Below are 21,644 nucleotides of genomic sequence, written 5' to 3' on the forward strand. Positions count from 1 at the left end.
TTTTCCTTCTTGCTCCTTGATAATATTTTCATTTTTAGGCATTTATTACTATGGCAAAGACTCTTTTAGGTCCGTGAACTCCATTTACCATTTTAAACTCAATATCAGCGGTCCGGCTTGGTCCACTGATAATGGACAAGTATGTTTCAATATCCCGGCCAAATCTGTTGATTGCCTGGGCGCGAAGCAAATGAACCGCATCGTCCAGCGTTGGTACGATTTGCTGAGAATCTATGACGGCAATATGGAATGGGGGCAGGTTTGATACAGCCCGCATATACCCTGTGTCCTCACTCAGAACAATAGAGCCGTGTTCAGCAATGACCGCGGAAACTCCACTGATTCCATACTCAGCCTTTGCAGCTTTTGCTCGAAGGTATTGACGCAGGGCCAAAAAGACCTCCCGTCTCTCCGGCTGTACACCTGCCTGAATGCCCTCCAGAACTTGCAGCTTTTTAGAAAAAGTCTCTAATATTTCTCCTTCTTCGAGATTGCCCGCCGGAAAATCGGGATGAGCCGCATCGATTTCTGCCCATTCTGCTGCCAAGGCCCCAAAGTGCATTTCTGTAACGTCCAGCCCTTTTTGCCGCAGTCTTTTCGGCAAACCGCAGCTCATAAGCAAAGGGGAATAGGCATGAACGACAGAGCCTTTCCCAACCAAATCTTCCACGATCTCCCCGGCATCTTCGGGACTCGCAGCCTCAATGACATCACAGCCTTTTTGAGCCAGGCTTTTCTTAGCTTTATCCAGCCATGAGGGCAGATCATTTTTCTGAGCTCGCCAGAGGGCTTCAACCTCTTCACGCAGTACCTGATTTTTTTGCCAAAGAGCATTGCGACGCTCTTCAATCGTTGCCAATATAGTTTCCAAAGCCATAGTTACTCTCTCCCCTTCCAACCATAGGACATAGCAAGCAGTTCTACGGGATGATAAGCTTTCACTGACATCCCTTCCTGCTTTAACCCATCTTGGATATGGAGCAGACAGCCGGGACATCCAGCTGCAACAGCTTGAGCCTTCGTCTCTCGGATCGAGTTTAGTTTTCGTTTTCGTACGCGCTCACTGATCTCATACTGTTTAAAACTGCAGGTTCCACCGAACCCGCAGCAGGTATCTGCATCAGCCATCTCCGTAAGTTCTATCCCGGCAATCCTTTGCAAAATATCCCTGGGCGCTTGCTTTACTCCCTGTCCTCTGTTGAGATGACAAGGATCATGATAAGTGAGACTAAGAGAAATTGGTTTATTACCCTGGGATGACAAATCTAAACCTTCGGCTTGGCTTGCAGACTGATTCAAAAACTGAGAAATGTCTTCAACCTTAGCGGCAACTAATTCTGCTTTTGCCCGCCACGGATCTCCTTCCGAAAAGAGATCAATCATAGAGTGAGAAAGATGTGAGCCGCAGGTGGCGCAGGCGACAACAATCTTTTCTCCGGGACAGTCCAACAGACTTTTAATATTTGCCTTCGCCGCTTCTCTTGCCTTTTCTACATCTCCGTTGATATAAATGGGAAGCCCGCAGCAGCCTTGCCCGCGGGGAATATCCACGGTGAACCCATGCTTGCCCAAAACAGCCAGAACGGCATCACCGATATGTGTGAAGGCATAATTTATCATGCACCCGGTAAAGAAGGTCACTCGCTTATTAGCTGCAGTGGGCTTAACCGGCGGCTTGCTCAAATTATCTTTACCCTGCTGCCCTTTGAGACGATTGTTGTCCTGCAGCCAAAGCCTCTCACTGGTTTCCGGGGTGACAACCGCAGGCCATAGATCATAAAAGGACTTTGCGGCCAAAGTAGGTAAAACCCTCCGATAAGGCAAGCCCACCATTGGAAAACGAGTCTTTTGTCCATCTCCTTCCCGGGAAAAAACAAGGCTCTGAAACTTGCTTCCTAGGTTTGCATACCAATGAAGTCTTGCTTGTTTGGACATCACCTTGAACGCTGTATTCCAGAGCGGGGCTATACCATTTTCCATAAAAGACTGCGCGCGCAGTCTGTTCAGCATTTCGGGCGTACTTATTTGCGAAGGGCAGGCTTCTGTACAATTCTTGCAGTTCAGACACAGGGAAAGCCCGCTGACGTCCGCTGTTTTTAAGCCTTTTTGGATTGCAGCCGTGATGATTCCTCTCCCGCCTAAGTATTTATCCCCATATTGTTCGCCTACTTCGCGATAGATGGGGCAAAAGTTTAAGCAGCTTCCACAGTTGATACAGTACAAAGTCTCAGCAAAGCCCCGTTCTTTTGCTTCCCACCGTCCATGTTCCAAAAGAACAACATGCACTTCCTCAGGGCCCAGTCCTGTCAGAAACTCCTCGCCATCAAGGTCAAAGGTGCGGCTTGGGCCGCTGATCACAGAAGCATAGGTGCCAAAATCTTGCCCAACCCCAAAGACAGACGCCGCTCTAACAACTGTCAGTGCATCTTCCAGCGTGGGGACAATCTTTTCAATCCCGGCAATCGCAATATGAACACGGGGTAAGCTGGTTACCGCGCGAATATTCCCTTCGTTTTCCATAACAATAATAGAGCCTGTGTCTGCGGCGATGGCATTGGCACCTGAAAGGCCTACATCGGCAGTGAGCAGGTAATTTCGCAGCGACACTCGCGCGGCTTCCACCAAAACCTCTTCATCGGCGGGAAACGTCCGTCCAAGGTCATTACTAAAAATCTCGGCCACGCGGTTTACGGTCATATGAATCGCCGGAGCAAGGGAATGGCTGGCGTGGCTGCCTGCCAATTGAACAATCCGATCACCTAAATCAGTCTCCACAACCTTTGCGCCTTGGTTCTGCAGGGTTTGGACAAGGTCAATTTCCTTAGCCGCATTGGATTTTGATTTTACGACCAAGCCTTGGCCGACAATCTCCGCAACATGACGCAAGGCTTCCTCCGGCGTCTTTGCTCTAAAAACCTTCACCCCTTTTTGGGTTAGGACGCTAGTCGCCTGCTCCAGAAGACTTTCCAGATTTTCTATGGAATTCGACTTAATGCCACGCAAACGATTCGATAACTCGGGGTACCGAGGCACCATCTTCCTCATACCTCCGCGGATAAATCCCAAAGCACGTTCCCGTCCGAGAGCAGCCTCTTTATCATCCAGCCCGCTTCGAACCCTCATATCCAACTCTTTATTAGCCATATTCACTCCTCGTTTCATAATCAAAACTATTTATGGAAAAACCAGCCGAAAAACAGATATTCAACAAGGCGCATGTTTTTCCTTCTTTTCTAGTACAGAAATTTCGCCCCTTACTCCTGATAACCCCCCAGCCGCCGAGAGCAGAATGGATTTGGCAAAAAAAAGCGAGCTTATACATGATGTTAATTTGTAACATCTGAACAAGCTCCGTCTTATTGGAAAGCGTTTAGACTATCGGCAATATTAATAGAAAACATAGCCGGCCTTTTCCTTAATGATTCCTTATTCTAACTCATGAATAAATAATCCGCTCCTGAGTTTCGGCTCAAACCACGTCGACTTTGGCGGCATTAATTGACCGGCATCGGATACAGCAAACAGCTCATTGATTGAGGTCGGATACATTGAGAAGGCGACCTTCATATCCGTTTTGACTCTTTGTTCCAATTCTTCGAGGCCTCTTATTCCACCCACGAAGTCGACCCTTTTATCGGTTCTTATATCTATTATATTGAGAACAGGGGTCAATAAATAATTTTGCAGCAAAGAGACATCAAGGCCTTCCACAGGATCATTGGAGCGAATCTCCTTCTTGGCAATTAACTTATACCATACTCCTTCCAGGTACATCCCAAAGGTTCCTTTTTCCGTGGGCTTATAGGGTTTTTCACCCCTATCTTCAATTAAAAAGGATTCTTTTACTTCTTTTAGGAATTCCTCTTTCCCTAAACCATTTAAATCTTTAACCACCCGGTTGTAGTCCAAGATCCTCAACTGATCATGGGGAAACAGCACGGAGAGAAAATAATTAAACTCCTCTTTCCCGGTATAACCTGGATTTGCTTCTCTGCGCTTTAACCCAACTTTAACCGCCGAAGCCGTTCGATGATGGCCATCCGCGATATAGACATTTTGGATTTTCTGAAACTCAGTATAGATTGTTTCTACGTCGGCCCTGTCGTCAATTTTCCATACGGTATGATGAACTCCGTCCGGAGCGACAAAATCATATAAGGGAGTTCCTTCTTTTATCCTATCGACGACTTCGTTAATAGCTTTTTGTGAACGGTAGGCCAAAAAGATCGGCCCGGTTTGAGCATTACAAACATCTACATGCTTAATCCGGTCTATTTCTTTGTCCTCCCGGGTCTTCTCGTGCTTCTTTATGACATTATCCAGATAGTCATCAATGGAAGCGCATCCTACTATACCTGCCTGGGAACGGCCATCCATGGTCAACTCATAGATATAGTAGCAATTCTTGCCTTCCCTGATGAAAATTCCGTCTCGGATCATTTCCTGAAGCAGATCTCTTGCTTTTTCATAGACCTGTGCATCATAAGGATTGAAGTTTTGGTCAAATTGGGTTTCGGCACGGTCAATTTTCAAAAATGAGAACGGTTCCTTTAAGACTTCGGCTAGTGCTTCATCGCGGTTATACACATCATAAGGAAGTGCCGCGACGTTGCCTGCTGCATCTTCCCGCGGTCTCAAAGCGTTAAAAGGTCTTATCGTAGCCAAAGTTACTCTTCCTCCATTCCCTTAAATTATCTCTAAAATCTCATAATAAGGAGTATTCGAGGGGACCATACTAGTGCTCCCCCCGAACGTAATTTTAAGTTGATTTATTTGATAACCCTTATTCTTAAAACCCCATCAATCTCTTCAATTCTCTTGATGATGTCAGGAGTTGAAGGCGGTTCGATATCGAGCATAGTATACGCCCACTGTCCCTTACTCCTATTCATCATATCCGAAATATTAATGTTTTCTTTGGCAAAGGCAGAAGTGAATTGACTCAGCATGTTAGGAACATTGCGATGGTGAATGGCGATACGCTCCGCTTGAGTACATACCCCCATGTCACAGTTGGGGAAGTTTACCGAGTTCCTGATATTTCCGTTCTCCAGATAGTCCATTAATTGCACAACCGCCATGACGGCACAGTTATCTTCAGATTCATTGGTGGATGCCCCTAAATGAGGTATTGCGATGACTCCTTCATGTCCTACCACGTCTGGATTAGGAAAATCCGTCACATATTTACCGACTTTTCCGGACTTTAAGGCGTCTATCATATCGCCATCATTCACTAAAGTATCTCTTGAAAAGTTGAGAATTTTAACTCCATCTTTCATAAGTGCGAAAGCCTCTTGATTGAACATACCCTTTGTGGAATCTGTTAAGGGGACATGGACCGTAATAAAATCACATTCTCGGTAGATCTCTTCCAATGATTTACTTGGCTTAATATATTTTGAGAGCTTCCAGGCAGCCCCCACCGAAATAAAGGGGTCGTATCCGTAAACATCCATCTCCAGTTTAATGGCCATATTGGCAACCAAAACCCCAATAGCTCCAAGTCCTATAACACCGAGCTTCTTGCCTTTGATTTCTGTTCCCACAAACTTAGCTTTATTCTTTTCAACAAGTTTGGCTACCTCCGGCTCCTCTTTAACCGAATTCACCCAGTTCACTCCCCCAATGAGGTCGCGGGAAGCCAGAATCATTCCAGCCAGTACGATCTCTTTTACCCCGTTGGCATTGGCCCCCGGCGTATTAAAGACCACAATTCCTTTTTCAGCGCATTTATCGAGGGGGATGTTGTTAACCCCTGCTCCCGCTCTGGCGATAGCCTTTAAAGAACTCGGCAGCTCCAGCTCATGAACATTTGCGCTTCTGACGATGGCGGCATCGGCATCTTTGAGGCTCTCCACCAGCTCATAATTGTCTGTGAGCATATCCAATCCCACATTGGCTATGGGGTTTAAACGGTTAATTTTAAACATCTGTATCTACTCCTTAATCTAGTTGTTTTATCCATGGTTCAGCTTTAGCTGAACGATTTCACTGATTTTCCTCTTCAAACTTTTTCATAAAGTCAACTAAACGCTGAACACCTTCTATTGGCATGGCGTTATAAATACTCGCTCTCATCCCGCCTACAGTTCTATGCCCCTTTAAGTTCTCAAATCCGGCAGCTTTTGACTCTTTAACAAATTTAGCATCAAGTTCCTCCGAACCCGTAACAAAGGGTACATTCATTAAGGAACGATCCTTCTTGGCAACCGTTCCCTTGAACAGCTTGCTCGAATCAAGGTAATCGTAGAGGACCGCAGCCTTCTCTTCATTCCTTTTCTTCATAGCCTCGAGGCCACCCAGCCGTTGCACCCACTGAAATACTTTGCCGCAAATATAGATGCCATAAGCCGGAGGAGTATTATAGAGTGATTTATTGTCGGCATGAGTTTTATATTTTAACATGGTCGGCGTTCCGGGTAAGACGTCGTCAGTGATTAAGTCTTCCCGAATAATAACAACAACGACTCCTGCGGGGCCAATGTTCTTCTGCGCACCGGCAAAAATGATCCCATACTTCGTCACATCCACCGGTTCAGAAAGTATATCTGAGGACATATCTGCAACTAAAGTTTTGCCGCAGGTTTCCGGCAAATCGTTAAATTTTGTTCCATAGATTGTGTTGTTATGGCAGATATACACATAATCAGCATCATCAGAAATTTTTAAGTTCTTGAGATCAGGGATATAAGAAAAGGTCTTATCTTCTGATGAGGCAATGACATTGATTCGGCCATAGATTTTTCCTTCAGCAATGGCCTTTTTCGCCCATTGGCCCGTATTAATGTGATCGGCCGCTCTGTTTTTCATCAAGTTCATAGGAATCATAGCGAACTGTTGGGAGGCTCCGCCTTGCAGAAACAATACCTTGTAATTATCTGGAATGTGCATCAAATCTCGTAATGTTTTTTCGGCCTCGCCAATGATTTCTTCAAAAGCTTTGGAGCGGTGACTCATTTCCATAACGGACATACCTGTATTTCTAAAGTCTAACATCTCCTCTGCTGCTTCCTTTAACACCTCTTCTGGCAGTACGGCAGGGCCTGCTGAAAAATTATATATTCTTGCCATGATTAATCCTCCTTCTAATTTATAACTTTCTGGAACAACTCTTGTTAAATTATTTACATCTATCTCCTTTTTATGAATTATTTTGCTATATTGTTATTTAATGGATGATCGTGAGAATACAAAACCCGCCCCTATTTGGGGCGGGAATTCCGCGGTGCCACCCAAGTTCCAGCCAGATTAAAGCACATGATAAAGGCTTGAAAATAAAACAAACCTCTCATCCCTTTAGGGACGAGAGGTTATTCCCGCGTTGCCACCCATGTTGCCAAAATCGGCCAACTTATGTCCGCGTTATCGGGCGGAACCCGTCACAATTCATCATTGGCCACTCCAGGATGGAATCCTTCGGCTTAGCAGACTGACTTACACCGACCGCCAGCTCTCTAAACAACTTGAGCCCAGGACTTCCCTTCATTGTGTTCAAAGGTATTACTAAGTTTTATTGAAGTTGATTTTAATCCATAAACGTCAGCGTGTCAAGGACTTTTGTATTTTTCTCGAAAAAAACTATAATCAGCAGAGGTTCCATCCTTCGATGACCAATTTCTCTCTGCGGAAAAAGCGCGTCAAGTCAACCACGAGATTCATGTTGCTCAAATGGGAAGGAACGTTAATTCTAATCCCTTGTACTTCGATAACTGTATAGGATCCCGGCGCCGTCTCTAACCCTTTTCTCACTTTGAGCTCACCCAAATGCACAAGGGGAGGCTCAGAAATCTGGAGACAACATCCGTTAATGATCACCGGCATATCCACCGAAATCGTCTTAACTCCGCTTTTCTCAAGAAAATCGAAAGCCTCCGGAGAGATTGTCCACATCCACTGCACCTCCCAAAATTAATCCAAGGCTTAAAAAACCCTGCCTAACAATTTACCTTCGAGTTCACTGTCACACAAAGCCAAGCATACGTTGAGCTTACTTCGCTGCCAGATCTTTAAGGATTTCTTTATGACGAGCTTTTTGTATCTCAAGAGTTTGCTTGTCTCTGATGAGAGCAGTCCATTTTACAAAGGCATCTGCTACGATGATCAGAGCTAAAATCGCCATAATGACGGAAAGAATAACATTTAAGGTCATGTGTTGAGGTAAATAAACCTTTGTGACATTAAAGTAGGAGGCATCTAAGGTGGTCACGAAGAGAAAGACGAAAGGAATAAAGGTGGTAAGGGCATAGGAGATTCGACCGGTGCTCTTTAAAATGATTGAAGTACCCACCACCATGGCCAATGAAGCAAGCAATTGGTTCGAAACTCCAAAGAGCGGCCAAACCGTGGAGATATTCCCTCCATACAAGAGATAACCCCAAGCGAAAGAGACGAGAGCTGCACTGATCACTGCACCCGGCCACCAGTTAATCTTTTTGAAAGGTTTAATTACAACTCCGATCATGTCCTGAACAACATAGCGGGCTGCCCTGGTTCCGGCATCAACAGCAGTGAGGATAAATACGGCTTCAAACATAATAGCAAATTGATACCAGTAAGCAACTAAATGACTGAGTCCGGGTATGCTGCTAAAAACATAAGACATTCCAACGGCTAAAGAAACTGAACCGCCGGGACGGCCTGCCACATTCAGCCCAATAAGCTTCGATAGCATAGGGAGCTTGTCGACATGCATGCCAAGGTGAGCAAAAACTGCCGGTGTGGTGTTGATGGCGAAATAATCACCCACCGGGAGTACGGAAGCCGCAATCATTGCCATGATGGCAACAAAGGATTCCATAAGCATTGCACCAAAGCCAACGATCTTAATATCTTTTTCATTTTCCAGCATTTTGGGCGTCGTACCAGCCGCAATTAAACTGTGGAAACCGGACATTGCCCCACAGGCAATTGTGATAAATACAAAGGGCCAGACTTTACCGGCAATAATGGGGCCGCCGCCGTTGATAAACTTGGTTACCGGCGGCATCTGCAATACCGGATTTACAAAGATAATCCCCAGAGCCAAGGCACCGATTGTACCAATTTTAAGATAAGAACTCAAATAGTCACGCGGCGCCAAGAGGAGCCAAACGGGAAGTGCTGCGGCAATAAAGGCATAAACAGGAAGAGCAATTTCTATGGCATGAACACTGTAATTGAAGAAAGGAGCTAAAGCTGAGCTCTTGATTGTGGGTCCTAAAGCCACGGCCAAGAGAATAAGAGCGACCCCGATTATGGAGGCCTCGCCTAATTTACCCGGACGCAGGAAACGCATATAAATACCTATAAAGATTGCGATGGGAATCGTCATGGCGACTGTAAAGGCTCCCCAGGGGTTGGTATTCAAGGAACTGACAATAACAATTGACAAACCTGCCATAGTGATAATCAGAATGAATAAGACCGCTAATGATGCTGCTGCTCCTGTGACAGGCCCTATTTCTTTTTTAGCAATCTGAGCCAGGGATTTGCCGTCGTGGCGTACGGAAGCAAACAGCACCACCATATCATGGACTGCTCCTCCCAGAACTCCTCCAATAAGAATCCACAAGGTACCGGGAAGATAACCGAATTGAGCTGCTAAAACCGGTCCAACCAAAGGCCCGGCGGCAGCGATCGCGGCGAAATGATGTCCAAAAGTTACCCAACGGTTGGTGGGGACAAAATCATGTCCATCTTCCAGACGTTTAGCCGGTGTAATTATGCGCGGATCAACCGCCAACACTTTTGTAGCCATAAACGTTCCATAGAGGCGGTAGCCAATCAGTAATACACAGACGGCAGCAATAACTAAATAGATCGCATGCATAGTTAATCCTACCTTTCTTAAGTTTTTAACGTAACGTAAAACAAATTAAGCATTATACAGCGGCCACTGCATGTTCATCATATCAGACACGTTTAAAAAAGTGGGAAATCTTTGTACAAGACGCAGAAAAACGCGCCTAAGGGGCGCGTTTTCTTTGTTAAAATTCAAAATCTCCGGTTCACAGACTATAGGGTGTATTTTTTAAAATTTTAGCGCGGAACGCACAGATTTCACATAGGTTCGACTTACCGGCACTTGTGACTTTTGAGGGTCAGACATGATCAAGTTGTAAGTCCCATTAAACCAAGGCACAATTTCTCGAACCATATCCTTGTTCACCAAATAACTCTTATGCGTCTGCAGTAAACCCAACTTAGTTTCCAGTTCACTCAAACTATAACTGGTTTTATAAGAAGCCGTATCTGTCTTCACTAAAACGCGGCGATCCTCCGCCCAGGCATAAATAATCTTCTCCGCTTCCAAAAGTATAATCCGTTCATTCTCTTCTACCGGAAGTTTTGCTTGATTCGAAGGATTCTCCAGAAGATTTAAAATTCGATCAAGTTTATCCTTTTTCAGCTTCTCGGAATCCCCGGTCCTCTCCAAGAGCCCGCGCAAGCGCTCGAGTGTATTTTGCAAGCGCTCAGCGCTGAAGGGCTTAAGGATGTAATCAATGGCACTGACCTCAAAGGCTTCCAGGGCATGCTCGTCAAAAGCTGTGGCAAAGACAAACAGAGGAGCACTATTCGATGGCATCGCAGCAAACAGTTCGCGCGCCACAACCAAACCCGATAAATCCGGCATCTGAATATCCAAAAAAACAACATCGGGACGCATTTGGGGAATCAGCTGCAATGCTTCGCTCCCGTTTCGAGCCATCCCCACGACCGAGACATCGGCCGCTTGTTCCAGCAGATACTTCAGTTCGTCCCGTGATAGAGCCTCGTCATCAACAATAAACGCCCGCATTATCTTTCACCTCACCTTTCAGCCGGGAATACTAAACATAACCCGTGTTCCCATACCGTGCTCACTTTCTATGAGAAGGCCGGAACCGTAAAGATATTTCAGGCGGTCATTCACATTGCTAAGCCCCACTCCCAGTCCCTGACTGGAATTGCCCTTTTGGTGATAGATTTTTTCCAGCCTCTCCGCTTCAATGCCCACCCCATCGTCACTTATGACAACCTGTAAGGTATTGTCTTCAACCCGGCAGCTAATATCGACGGTACCGCCATCAATTTTCGGGTAAATGCCATGTTTGATCGCATTTTCAACCAACGGTTGTAACGTTAAGGCCGGCAGCTGCCAATCTTCCGCTTCGGATTGGATGTTTTCAACCACTCTCAGACTATCCCCAAAACGTGCCTGTTCAATGCTTAGATAAGCCCGAATATGCTCAAGTTCTTGCCTTAGGGTTACAAACTTATCTCCGCCTTGAATATTTTTCCGAAAAAATTCACCTAACTGAATAAGCAGCTTTCTTGCCTTTTCACCATCTGTCCGGATAAGGGCAACAATCGTGTTTAAGGCATTAAAAAGGAAGTGCGGGTTAATTTGAGCCTGCAGAGCCTTGAGCTCAGCCTTAGTAACTAACTTTGCCTGCTCCTCCAGAACGGCCAATTCCAACTGGGTTGAGAACAGACCTGCCAGTCCCTGAGCCAGCTGAATCTCAACGCTGCCAATACCTCGCTCACGATCCTGATAGAGCTTTAAGGACCCGCTCACTGCACCGCGACTAAATAAAGGAACAATCACTGCTGAGCGCAAAGTACAGTTCTTATTCAGGCAGCCGATTTGCTCTTTGTCCAGGGCCAACTTCATTTCGCCGGAAACCAAGGCTTCCTTTGTAGCTTCAGTCATGATCGGAGTACCTGCCAAATGGTGAGAGCAGCCATTCCCCACATGAGCCAAAATGACGTCTTTATTCGTCAAGGCCACTGCCTCAACATCCACTCGCTCAAAAATGATCTGGGCAACTTGTTTGGCTGTATCAACATTTAATCCTTTGCTCAAAATTGGCAAGGTAATTTTAGCAATCTCCAAAGCCTTTTGGGCTTGTAAAGCCCCGGCTCTTTCCTCTTCTTCAAGAGAGTTGCGGGCTATGACAACAAAGATGGCGATTCCTACAGAATTCATAATGATCATGGGAAGGCCAATGGCTCTGACCAAATCCCAGGCAGCCGCGAAAGGGCGGGCCATAGCTAAGATAATCAACATTTGCAGGGTTTCCGTCACGACTCCTATGGCAAGCCCAAACTTCCAAGAAAATTCTTTAGGACTTCTGTTTCGACAGTACCAAACCGCCGTGCAGGCCTCCGCCACTGTGGCTACGCCGCAGGGAAACGCTGTAAACCCTCCAATTAAATAACGGTGGAGCCCTGCTATGATCCCCGCTCCAATTCCCACAACCGGTCCACCGATCAAAGCCCCTACCACAACCCCGACAACCCGGGAATTAGCCAAGGCTCCCTTGATGGAAACTCCGGTGTATGTACCCATGATGCCAATAGCACTAAAAATAGAAATTAAGAGAAGCTTCTCCCAGAGATCGTTTTTGAGACGCATGGCCTTCTTGAAAACCCGGGTTTTACTTAAAAGAAAGGAAATAGTAACGATGACACTTATATTTTGGGCCAATTTCAGAAAAAGCTGTAGAAGCATTCAATTTCCACCTCAGCAAAACTAGCAACGAACTTTTTAACCTGCAAAGTTCCGTATATGTAACTACATCTTGTCAACTCTGAATATAAGTATAGATCAACTTTTCCCTAGTGTCTAATGAATCCGGCTGCCAACCCTTATGAATAGATTCCTACGGCGAACAGGTTATATCTCGTCGGTTGGGGGCTTCTGCTTCGCTCGAGGGATGCACAATTACCGAGGGTATATGCCATTAAAATTATGGTCAGGATTGGTCTTCTTGATTTTTTCCTTAAACTTAAAAAAGAAGGAAAGAAAATATACCATTGGGAAGCTATACAAGTAAAATGCATAGGGAATAAAACCGTATAGGCTGACACCCAGCGTTGTAGTACAAAGCAGAGCCGCTACGTTCCAGGGAATCAGCGCAGATGTAAGTATACAGGAATTTTCAATATCTAAGGCAAACCGGTAGTTTTCTTGCAAATAGCAATCCTTCATTATTTGGTTCGTCATGACTACGGCTATGGACTGTGAGCATCCCAAAGCAGCCGTCAGTGTACTTAACATCGCTGTAATTCCATAGAGCAGGGGCCCGGTTGGTTTTTTACTATGAAGGACATTTTTAATACCGTCGAAGGCATTTATCCCTTCAAGAATCCCTGCAAGGCAGCAAGCTATAAAGACTATGACACAGGCTTTGACCATGGATATTACTCCGCCTCCTGCGAGGATATTCTGCAGGAAGCTATGAGAATTGAGCTTGAAACCAAATAGTATATCCTTCATCACTTCCAGGGGGGGATAACCTTGGACTATTACAGCAATGACGAAGGCGGCAAATACGCTTAAAAACATAGAGTACTTGATACTTATCTTACGAAAGGAGAGCACCAGTATTACGACGATCGGAATAAGTACCAAGTATTCGATTTTAAACGTTCTCAGAATTTCCTGAGGCAAATTGTTATTCCCAACTTTTAAGGGGTTTAATCTCGACAATTCATAATAAAAACCTAAAGACAAGATAAAAGGAGCAAGCGAAGAATAAAGCATATTTCTTATATTTTGGAAAAGATTTGTATCCGTCAGGTTCGCTACCAAAGCCGCACTGGAGGACATGGGAGAGCATCTGTCGCCGAAATAAACACCGGCAATAATTGCTCCCGCCGCGATATTTAAGTTAACATCTCCGCCTCTTGCTATAATAATCAGCGGCAGGCCCACAACGCTGGCAGTTCCCGTGGCGGAACCTAGCAAAAATGAAACAGCACAACAAATTATGAATGTCAGCAGGATAAAGGTATTGGGTTGAATAAAGTGAAGGCTATAATATACGATTCCGGGAATTGTTCCTGAGACCATCCAGGCACCTGTCACAGCGCCGATAAGGAGAAGTATTTCAACAACAACGAATGATTTTCTTCCTCCCAGGATAGACATCTCAAAAATACTCTTGATGCTATAACCTTTAGTTAGGCTAATTATTACAAAGAGCAGCCAACAAGCCATTAACAAGATACCCACCGATATGTTTTGGGAAACACCCAGAATAATGATGATTGCAGAAGCAATAATGCCGAGATTAATACCCGTATATATCATCCTTTCGAAAGTTAAGACTCTTAATAATTTCCGAGTTTTATTATAATAAGGTATGATATATATGAGAAATATCTAAAATATATTATATTTATACTAATAACATATAAATTAGGGTGATGATATGGATATACGACAACTATCCTATTTTTTAGCTATTGCAGAAGAGGGAAATATTACAAGAGCTTCAGAAAGGCTGCACATAGCCCAACCTCCTTTGAGCCAACAGCTCAAACTTCTGGAGGAGGAATTCGGGGTCGTTCTGGCAGAACGCAGCACGCGCAAAATACAGATCACGGACGCAGGGCGGCTTCTCCAGAAAAGGGCAAAACAAATATTAGAACTAACGGAGAAAACCGCTAAAGAACTAAAGGATTTAAAAGAGGGGCTTCAAGGGACGCTTGCCATTGGAACTATATCCTCAGCCGGAGAAATGCTCTTGCCTTTAAAGATACAATGCTTTCATAAAAACTACCCAAATGTTGATTTTTATATTAGAGAGAGCGGTACATTTGAGATTCTTGAATTGATCAAGAGCGGCATTGTCGAGATAGGACTTATTAGGACGCCCTTCAATCAGGATATTTTTGAAGCTATACACCTGTCCAAAGAACCCATGGTAGCCGGTGCTCTTAAAGAGGTTTTCTGGGACAACCATAGTGGAATTCTGGAACTAACGGAACTTGAAGGCAAACCCTTGCTTATGCACAACAGGTATACCGGCAACATTAAAGAGGCCTGCCGCAAGGCAGGCTTTGAACCAAACATAATATGTAGAATTGATGATACCCGGTTTATGCTTAACTGGGCGAATACCGGCATGGGGATTGTTATTATACCCAGGGACATGATTGGACTGGTACCCGATGCGAAACTTCTGTACAGGGAGATCAAGGAAGAGTCATTGGCAACTAGAATCGTAATAATATGGATGAAGAATCGTTACCTATCGGCTCCTGCCAGACATTTTCTTGAGTTATTTAAATCGTGAATTCCTTCAACCATGTTGAACCTCGCGACATAATAATTCGGAACTCAAAAATTATCACATGAGTCGCTGGACCTTTTTCCTTTTCTTTTCTTCATACATGAGGTTATCCGCTTCTGCTATCAAATCATCAGCACTTGTATTATCTTTGGATAATAGATGTACAGTACCTATGCTCAGGCTCATATTGTAGGGTTTCTCAAACTCAATTTTTTTACGTTCTATGGAGTTATTAATTCTCTTGACAATTATTCGAGACTTCTCTTCATCACAGTTATTAAAGATAAGAATTAGCTCATCTCCTCCATATCTGAAAGCAAAATCGCCTTTACGTAAATTTGACGTAATAGCCTCTGCAATGGCAATTATGTACCAATCCCCTTCTTCATGACCAAAGGTATCATTTACATATTTAAGACCATCAATATCACAAAACGAAACCGCCAGGTCGGTGTTTTCTGCTTTAGCTCTTTCAATTGCATTATCCAAAATGATCTTACCGGAACGCCGATTCAATAGTCCGGTTAATTCATCTGTCGATGCGTACTTTTTAAGAATTTCCTCCGCATTTTTCCGCCTGGAAATATCCATCATACTGAGAATCATAGCGGGATTATTCTCGTAATGAAAAGTGCTGGCGGAAACTAATACCGCCTTTACTGAATCCTCTGTTTTAAAAACAGCTTCCTCATCGGCGAAAGCGATGCCCTCAACCATTTTTTCAACCAAGTTACTGTCATTTTCTAAGTTTTCCTCCAAATACTTTAAGAGTGAGTCCGATTCATTACTTTCAAATGAAGTCCCGGTAAATTGTTCAGCAAGACTGTTCATCCGCAAAACTTTAAGGTCAGGCAAGCGCATTAAAAAAAGTGCCGCAGGTGCCAGTTCAAATAGTTTTTCAATATTTTCATTATTATCACTGATACTATTAAATGAATCGTCAATAATACGTTCCGCCGGCCTAAAGATGAACCGGACTTCCAACATCAGAACGATAAAGGTGAGCAGCATCAAAGCAACTCCTGTAGTTCGGATGACAGAAATCTTGTTATTAGCTTCTGTCGTATACTGAAAAACTATGGCATCCATTACCTTGAGGAATGATTCTTCATTAGCTTGGATTGTTGCAAGATTATTGTCAGAGAGCGGTTCCTTTGTATTCCCGCCCACAATAATGTCTTGGGCGGCAGTTAAGATCTTCTGATAATATGGATCTAACTTTGCATAGAGTGATATGATTGCAGCGCTATTCTGACCCGAAAGTCCGGTGACTTGATCTCCATATAATAGTTTGTCGCGAGAAGATTCCCATTCGTCTACCGATTCCTTAAGCTCCTCGAGGTAATGAGTTCTATCGGAAGCATTATGGTCCAGTTCATACCCCAAAGCACACTTTGTAATACGCTGGCTTAACATCCTCTGTCTTCCGGCAATATTAATAACCATAGAATATCCCGATTCCTGCTGGATAGTGTATTGAATAACACACTGGCCCAGCAATACTAAAAAGGCAATGAGGGAAAGGCCAATAATATATCGTTTCCGCAAGACTTTTCCAATCTCAGTCATAGGAACTCCTCAATCTACTCCGAAAAGTTATTATTGTAATTTGTATTAAATTTGATTACAATACAGGAAGAAAATACTAAATACTAGCATACTAACAACAAAATATTATCTAGGGCAAATTGTTCGAAAGAACAAGACGCAAAGCTATAGGGTCTAACTTCCCATGGAATATGACAGCCTGGCTGCAAACTATTAAATGTGAGCAGCTATTTTGTTGCTTTCTTTTTGTTTGCGTGAAATTGTTTGCCTCGAGATGGCATACCTTAATATCGGTTGATTTATCAAAATCTTTAAACAAATTATTGAAAGAGAGATGGATTGGCTTGAATCAAGGTTCTTTGCTAATTGTTGATGATAATCTGGGAATTCGCAGTCTCTTAAAAGCTCTTTTTTCTTCGAAAGGGTATGTTGTAAGCACTGCCACTACAGGGATTGAAGCATTATCATTGGCTAAAACCCAGTCACCAGATCTCATAATATCAGATATTAAAATGCCAGGCATCAATGGATTAGAACTTCGGGAGAGATTACTTGGTTACAATCCCAACACTCGAATCATTTTAATATCAGCCTATGCAGATCAAAAAGAAATTAACGAGTTAATTCACAATGGCAATATCGATTTTGTAATGACTAAGCCCTTTGATTTAGAAAAGCTCGGTATTGTTGTAGATAACCTGTTATCCGAAGAGCAGCTGCAGTGATATTCTTCAAGCCAAAGCCCTCATTTAACGAGCGCTTTGGCTTTGCTTTTTAACTTCCTCTGTCTCGGTTATAGGCTTGCTAAGTTCATGTGAAGGCTTTGCGCCAACTTGTTGCACTGCATGAGCAACAATTGACATAAGACGCACTTGTTCTGCGAGGTCTTCTGATTGTGATTTTATAATTACTTCGCCAAGTGAAGTAACATAATACCGAGCTGGTAAACAATTTAAAGCAAGTGCCATAATATCTGCAAGACAGCGTTGACAAGTACAGACTATAACATTATCACGAAGGTATTCTTCTAATGCTTGGTTAACTAAAATTTCCGAGTAGTTTTTAACCTGATGATCCGTAATTTGCAGCACTCTCTTAACTCCTTTGATCTTTTAACTTAAGCAATTAGCTTCTCAATTTTATATTATTCTAACTTGGTAACTTATACTAGTGTCAATCAGCACGAAACGACGTGCCAAAAGCACATTATTGCTTCTTTTTTCCTAATTCTTTAGGGCAAACTCCCAACCACGTTTAGAAAATTAGATATTGCAAAGACTAATGCTGAAGATTATCAAAAAGGAGAATACTGCAATATGAATGCTCAAGGAAATCCCCCATCTTCTCCCCGAAAAGGCACTCCAACTCCTCAAGTCAGACCACCTCAACCTAAATAAAAACTTAAGTTTAGCAGGATGGACTGAGCCATCCTGCTATTCAATTTGAAAAGGAGGGCTTTATCATGACTAACATAAATAAGAAAACCGCAGCCCCTCTAGGTAAGACTATTAAGGCAGGAACTTTCATACCGGAGACAAAAGCAATTGCGAAAAAAATAGGAGATATTCTGGAACATAAGATCTTCAACGATCCGACTTCAGATTGATTGCATTTTTATAGCTGCTTATGGCAGAAGGGCCCTTTTAAGGGTCTTTCTTTTTTTGGGGATATCGTGCTGATCGTAGATCTAGTAACGTCTTTTTGCGGGACAACTCTTTAGGTTTGTTTTAATGACTATTAGGCAATGATGATAGCATAGATATCTCTAAAAAGGGAGGAAATATATGCCCGTTCATAAACTATTACACTTAATCGGGCCAATCATCGTGTTAGCTTGTTGTTTTAAAGTACTTAAGCTTAGCACCTTGCAAGCCGTCTCAATAACTATTCTTTTAGGATTAAGCAAGGAACTATATGATGTAATTATAGTAGGAGATAGCATTATACGTTCCTTGTTGGATATGGTTGAAAATGTAATCGGAACAGCGGTCGGTTTCCAGATGCTAAGAATCCATAAAGATAATCTTTTGATATACAAAAATAGGTTTAGCAGATTTTTAATACGTCACCGATGATACGCCTGATTGTGATAGACTACCTTCTATGGAAAGAACCTCTTTTAGTTGTTTATATACTCATGTCAAACCATTGAGCATACCTCCTTGAACTGTTTATTTGAGCCAAGCTAGTCCTAGCGTGAATAATTAATTCCAAATGAAAATAGTATTTAAGCGGTAATCATCATAAAGATATTACGTTTAAAGGGAGGAATATATTAGATGGCTCTGCAGTGGTTTAGGGTACCGAGAGACGTGGTCTTTGGTACGGGTACTATTGAGTATGTAAAACAATTAAAAGGGTCTAGGGCATTTATCTCAACAGGCAAAGGCTCGATGAAGACCAATGGTGTACTGGACAAAGTGATCAGTTATCTAGAAGAAGTTGGTATCGAATCTACCGTTTTTGACGGAGTTGAAGGAGACCCTTCGATTGCCACTGTATATCGCGGGGTAGAAAAAATGAAAGAGTTCGCCCCTGATTTAATCATTGGTCTTGGTGGCTGCTCTGCTATTGATGCAGCTAAAACAATGTGGGTTTTTTATGAATACCCGAATCTTTCGTTTAATGATATTAAAGATCCATTTACGATTCCAGAACTACGCAAGAAAGCTAAATTTGTTGCGATTCCCTCAACGAGTGGTACCGGCACAGAGGTAACTTGTGTCGCCGTCATTACTGATAATCAAACGGGTATCAAATATCCATTAGCCTCTTATGAAATAACTCCGGATATAGCCATTGTTGACCCAGAAATTTGTAAGACCATGCCTCCCAACGTGACTGCTGATACAGGGATGGACGCTTTATCTCATTCCTTTGAAGCCTATGTTTCTACCATGGCCAACGAGTATACAGATACTTTTTCCTTAGAATCAATTAAAATGATTTCTGAATGGCTTCCAAAAGCATTCGCTGACGGTGAAGACATTGAAGCAAGAACTAAAATGCATATTGCCCAGAACTTTGCTGGTATAGCATTTAGCAATGCCATTTTGGGTCTCGTGCATAGCATGTCTCATAAATGTAACACGAAAGTTCCGCTTACTCATGGGCGTTGTAATGCCCTGCTTATGCCGGCCGTAATTCAATATAACGCTAAAACGGCAGGGGCTCGCTACGCAAAAATAGCTAGAACATTAGGACTAGCGGGTAATATTGATGAGGACTTGGTTAAGGCTTTAGTTGAAAAGGTCAGAGATATGAATAAGTCTTTTGGCATTCCATTAACCCTCAAAGAAGCCGGATTATCCGAAGAGAGCTTTTTAGCGGAGCTCAAAGCAACTTCAGAAGCTGCATTAAATGATCCCTGCACCGGAACCAATCCAAGAAAACCAACCGTAGAAGACATCATGGAACTATACAAAGCCGCCTACTACGGAAGCGATGTCACAATTTAGTCATAAATAAAAATAGAAAATTGCCAAGAACGACCTTCATTCACTGTGAATAAAGGTCGTTTTAGCGATTCGTTAAAATTTGGCCAGAGTAAGTTTTCTTATGTCATCTCTGCCTCTATGCACCAAAAATTGACATGTAATTCAACTCAAATTTGAGTGGCGAAAAACGGGTGGTTAAGTCTATAATTAAAAAGGGATTATATACAGTCAAAAATGACGTTATCGATAACTACATAAGAACTTGGCAGGAGAGGAACATATGGACCATAAACCAAAGAGTCTTTTTCAACTCATTGAAGAAGACAAGCTGGTTCGAATCATTGAAACATTTACCAAAGCCACTGATATCACCATTGATATTAATGATGCCATGGGTTTTCCTGTAGTACAGCATGATTACTTTTATGGATTTTGTCGCAGCATCCGCTCTACTGAGGCTGGATTAAACAGATGTATTGATTCCAATGCCCAGCTAGGGTTTAAGAGCATTGAACAGGGTAACTCCTGTATTGGAAAGTGCCATGCCGGTGTTATGCTCATGTCCGTACCGATTATGGTGGATGATCAGTTCTATGGGTCTATTACCTGCGGACAGATGCACCTCAAAAAACCGACAATGCAAGAAATTGAAGAAATGCTTAAAGCCACTGCTGACTTAGGACTTAATCAAGCAGACCTGGAGCAAACGTTTCAGAAAATCCAGGTTATAAGTATGGATAAGTGCCAAGCAGCAGGCGGACTCATTCAATTTGTCGTCAGTTATATCGTCGAACTGATCTATCGTGCTAAAATGCAGGAAGAGTTAAGCAGGGAAAAGATAAAAGCCGCCGAAGATGCGCGAATTATACTAGAACTTGAGCACACGCTGCATAAAGCGGAGTTGAGAAACCTTCAAGCTCAAATCAAACCCCACTTTTTATTCAATACCCTAAACACAATTATCAGTTTAATCACTCTTTCCAAAAACACAGAAGGGTTGAATACTCTCTTTGCTCTCTCAAATTTAATTAGGCATAATTTTGATCATCCAGGTGAACTTGTATCATTGCGTGAAGAATTGCATTATGTCGAAAGCTACCTACTGATTCAAAAAACCAGATTCGGAAATAGGCTGGAACTGTTAATTGAGGTTCCGGAAGAACTGCAAAATACTCAGATTCCTTTTTTAAGCTTACAGCCTTTAGTAGAGAATGCCTGTATTCACGGACTCGAACCTAAAGAAGGAGTTGGTCACCTCTGGATAAAGGGCAAAGAGGTAGACGACCATGTGGAACTTTCGGTTATCGATAATGGCGTGGGCATGCCTTCACACTATGCAGCTCTCGATTTTAACGCGGATCAAAGCAGCATTGCCGGCATTGGTCTGCGTAATGTTCATAAGCGCCTGCAGCTGCAATTTGGTAAAGAATTCGGCGTCAAGCTCCTACCCAAACAAGGTCTTACAACAGTCAGTATATTAATCCCTCAATCTAAAATGCAGGGATGAAACATCTTAATTTGACACGCTATATCATTTGGGAAATTAGGAAATAAAGAGAACTTAGCTGGTGCTCGAAAACATTGTCTTCGAACATTTTAACTCTTCTTGCAGTAA

17 protein-coding genes and 1 riboswitch are annotated in these 21,644 nt (G+C 43.1%); of the genes, 5 read left to right on the forward strand and 12 right to left on the reverse strand.

Annotated elements, in window-relative coordinates:
- Nucleotides 1–34: 34 nt before the first annotated feature.
- The 10 genes from DESACI_RS21515 to DESACI_RS21565 form a co-directional block, all read right to left on the reverse strand.
- Nucleotides 35–877, reverse strand: a complete 843-nt coding sequence (locus DESACI_RS21515) for a lactate utilization protein (protein WP_014829335.1) — start codon at nt 875–877, stop codon at nt 35–37.
- A 2-nt stretch (nt 878–879) separates the two neighbouring features.
- Entirely contained in the window at nt 880–3,144 is a 2,265-nt protein-coding gene (locus DESACI_RS21520; protein WP_014829336.1) for an LUD domain-containing protein, read from the reverse strand.
- A gap of 282 nt (nt 3,145–3,426) precedes the next feature.
- Nucleotides 3,427–4,665, reverse strand: coding sequence for a DUF1015 domain-containing protein (locus DESACI_RS21530; protein WP_014829338.1), 1,239 nt, complete (start codon nt 4,663–4,665; stop codon nt 3,427–3,429).
- Between the two features lie 104 nt (nt 4,666–4,769).
- Entirely contained in the window at nt 4,770–5,933 is a 1,164-nt protein-coding gene (locus tag DESACI_RS21535; protein ID WP_014829339.1) for a phosphoglycerate dehydrogenase, read from the reverse strand.
- Between the two features lie 58 nt (nt 5,934–5,991).
- Complete coding sequence (gene serC / locus DESACI_RS21540) at nt 5,992–7,074, reverse strand: 3-phosphoserine/phosphohydroxythreonine transaminase (protein ID WP_014829340.1); 1,083 nt, start codon at nt 7,072–7,074, stop codon at nt 5,992–5,994.
- A gap of 513 nt (nt 7,075–7,587) precedes the next feature.
- Entirely contained in the window at nt 7,588–7,893 is a 306-nt protein-coding gene (locus DESACI_RS21545) for a hypothetical protein (protein WP_014829341.1), read from the reverse strand.
- 97 nt (nt 7,894–7,990) lie between these two features.
- Nucleotides 7,991–9,811 carry a carbon starvation CstA family protein gene (locus DESACI_RS21550; RefSeq protein WP_014829342.1) on the reverse strand — a complete coding sequence of 607 codons (1,821 nt, stop codon included), beginning with the start codon at nt 9,809–9,811 and terminating at the stop codon, nt 7,991–7,993.
- Nucleotides 9,812–10,012: 201 nt separating this feature from the next.
- Nucleotides 10,013–10,780 (reverse strand): LytR/AlgR family response regulator transcription factor, encoded by a 768-nt coding sequence (locus DESACI_RS21555; RefSeq protein WP_014829343.1) that lies wholly within the window; start codon nt 10,778–10,780, stop codon nt 10,013–10,015.
- An 18-nt stretch (nt 10,781–10,798) separates the two neighbouring features.
- The gene (locus DESACI_RS21560) at nt 10,799–12,475 is read right to left on the reverse strand and encodes a sensor histidine kinase (protein WP_014829344.1); all 1,677 of its coding nucleotides are present in this window, start codon (nt 12,473–12,475) and stop codon (nt 10,799–10,801) included.
- Nucleotides 12,476–12,688: 213 nt separating this feature from the next.
- Complete coding sequence (locus tag DESACI_RS21565; RefSeq protein WP_014829345.1) at nt 12,689–14,059, reverse strand: Na+/H+ antiporter NhaC family protein; 1,371 nt, start codon at nt 14,057–14,059, stop codon at nt 12,689–12,691.
- A gap of 121 nt (nt 14,060–14,180) precedes the next feature.
- Between DESACI_RS21565 and DESACI_RS21570 the strand changes: the two genes are divergently transcribed.
- The gene (locus DESACI_RS21570; RefSeq protein ID WP_014829346.1) at nt 14,181–15,047 is read left to right on the forward strand and encodes a LysR family transcriptional regulator; all 867 of its coding nucleotides are present in this window, start codon (nt 14,181–14,183) and stop codon (nt 15,045–15,047) included.
- 54 nt (nt 15,048–15,101) lie between these two features.
- Here DESACI_RS21570 and DESACI_RS21575 read toward each other — a convergent pair whose 3' ends face one another.
- Nucleotides 15,102–16,613, reverse strand: a complete 1,512-nt coding sequence (locus DESACI_RS21575) for a diguanylate cyclase domain-containing protein (RefSeq protein WP_014829347.1) — start codon at nt 16,611–16,613, stop codon at nt 15,102–15,104.
- Between the two features lie 103 nt (nt 16,614–16,716).
- A riboswitch (cyclic di-GMP riboswitch) is annotated at nt 16,717–16,803 on the forward strand.
- Nucleotides 16,804–16,915: 112 nt separating this feature from the next.
- Here DESACI_RS21575 and DESACI_RS21580 point away from each other — a divergent pair.
- A complete protein-coding gene (locus tag DESACI_RS21580; protein ID WP_242833101.1) occupies nt 16,916–17,317 on the forward strand; it encodes a response regulator in 402 nt (133 codons plus the stop codon).
- A 24-nt stretch (nt 17,318–17,341) separates the two neighbouring features.
- On the opposite strand, the gene DESACI_RS21585 is transcribed toward DESACI_RS21580, so the two are convergent.
- The gene (locus DESACI_RS21585; RefSeq protein ID WP_014829349.1) at nt 17,342–17,683 is read right to left on the reverse strand and encodes a late competence development ComFB family protein; all 342 of its coding nucleotides are present in this window, start codon (nt 17,681–17,683) and stop codon (nt 17,342–17,344) included.
- Nucleotides 17,684–18,054: 371 nt separating this feature from the next.
- On the opposite strand from DESACI_RS21585, the gene DESACI_RS24660 reads away from it, so the two are divergent.
- The 3 genes from DESACI_RS24660 to DESACI_RS21600 all read left to right on the forward strand — a co-directional run bounded on the left by DESACI_RS24660 (nt 18,055) and on the right by DESACI_RS21600 (nt 21,536).
- The gene (locus tag DESACI_RS24660) at nt 18,055–18,198 is read left to right on the forward strand and encodes a hypothetical protein (RefSeq protein ID WP_014829350.1); all 144 of its coding nucleotides are present in this window, start codon (nt 18,055–18,057) and stop codon (nt 18,196–18,198) included.
- 673 nt (nt 18,199–18,871) lie between these two features.
- Complete coding sequence (locus DESACI_RS21595; RefSeq protein WP_014829352.1) at nt 18,872–20,050, forward strand: iron-containing alcohol dehydrogenase; 1,179 nt, start codon at nt 18,872–18,874, stop codon at nt 20,048–20,050.
- 259 nt (nt 20,051–20,309) lie between these two features.
- Nucleotides 20,310–21,536 carry a sensor histidine kinase gene (locus DESACI_RS21600; protein WP_014829353.1) on the forward strand — a complete coding sequence of 409 codons (1,227 nt, stop codon included), beginning with the start codon at nt 20,310–20,312 and terminating at the stop codon, nt 21,534–21,536.
- Nucleotides 21,537–21,644 lie beyond the last annotated feature (108 nt).

Origin of the sequence: Desulfosporosinus acidiphilus SJ4, from assembly GCF_000255115.2 — a bacterium.
GTDB classification, from domain to species: domain Bacteria; phylum Bacillota; class Desulfitobacteriia; order Desulfitobacteriales; family Desulfitobacteriaceae; genus Desulfosporosinus; species Desulfosporosinus acidiphilus.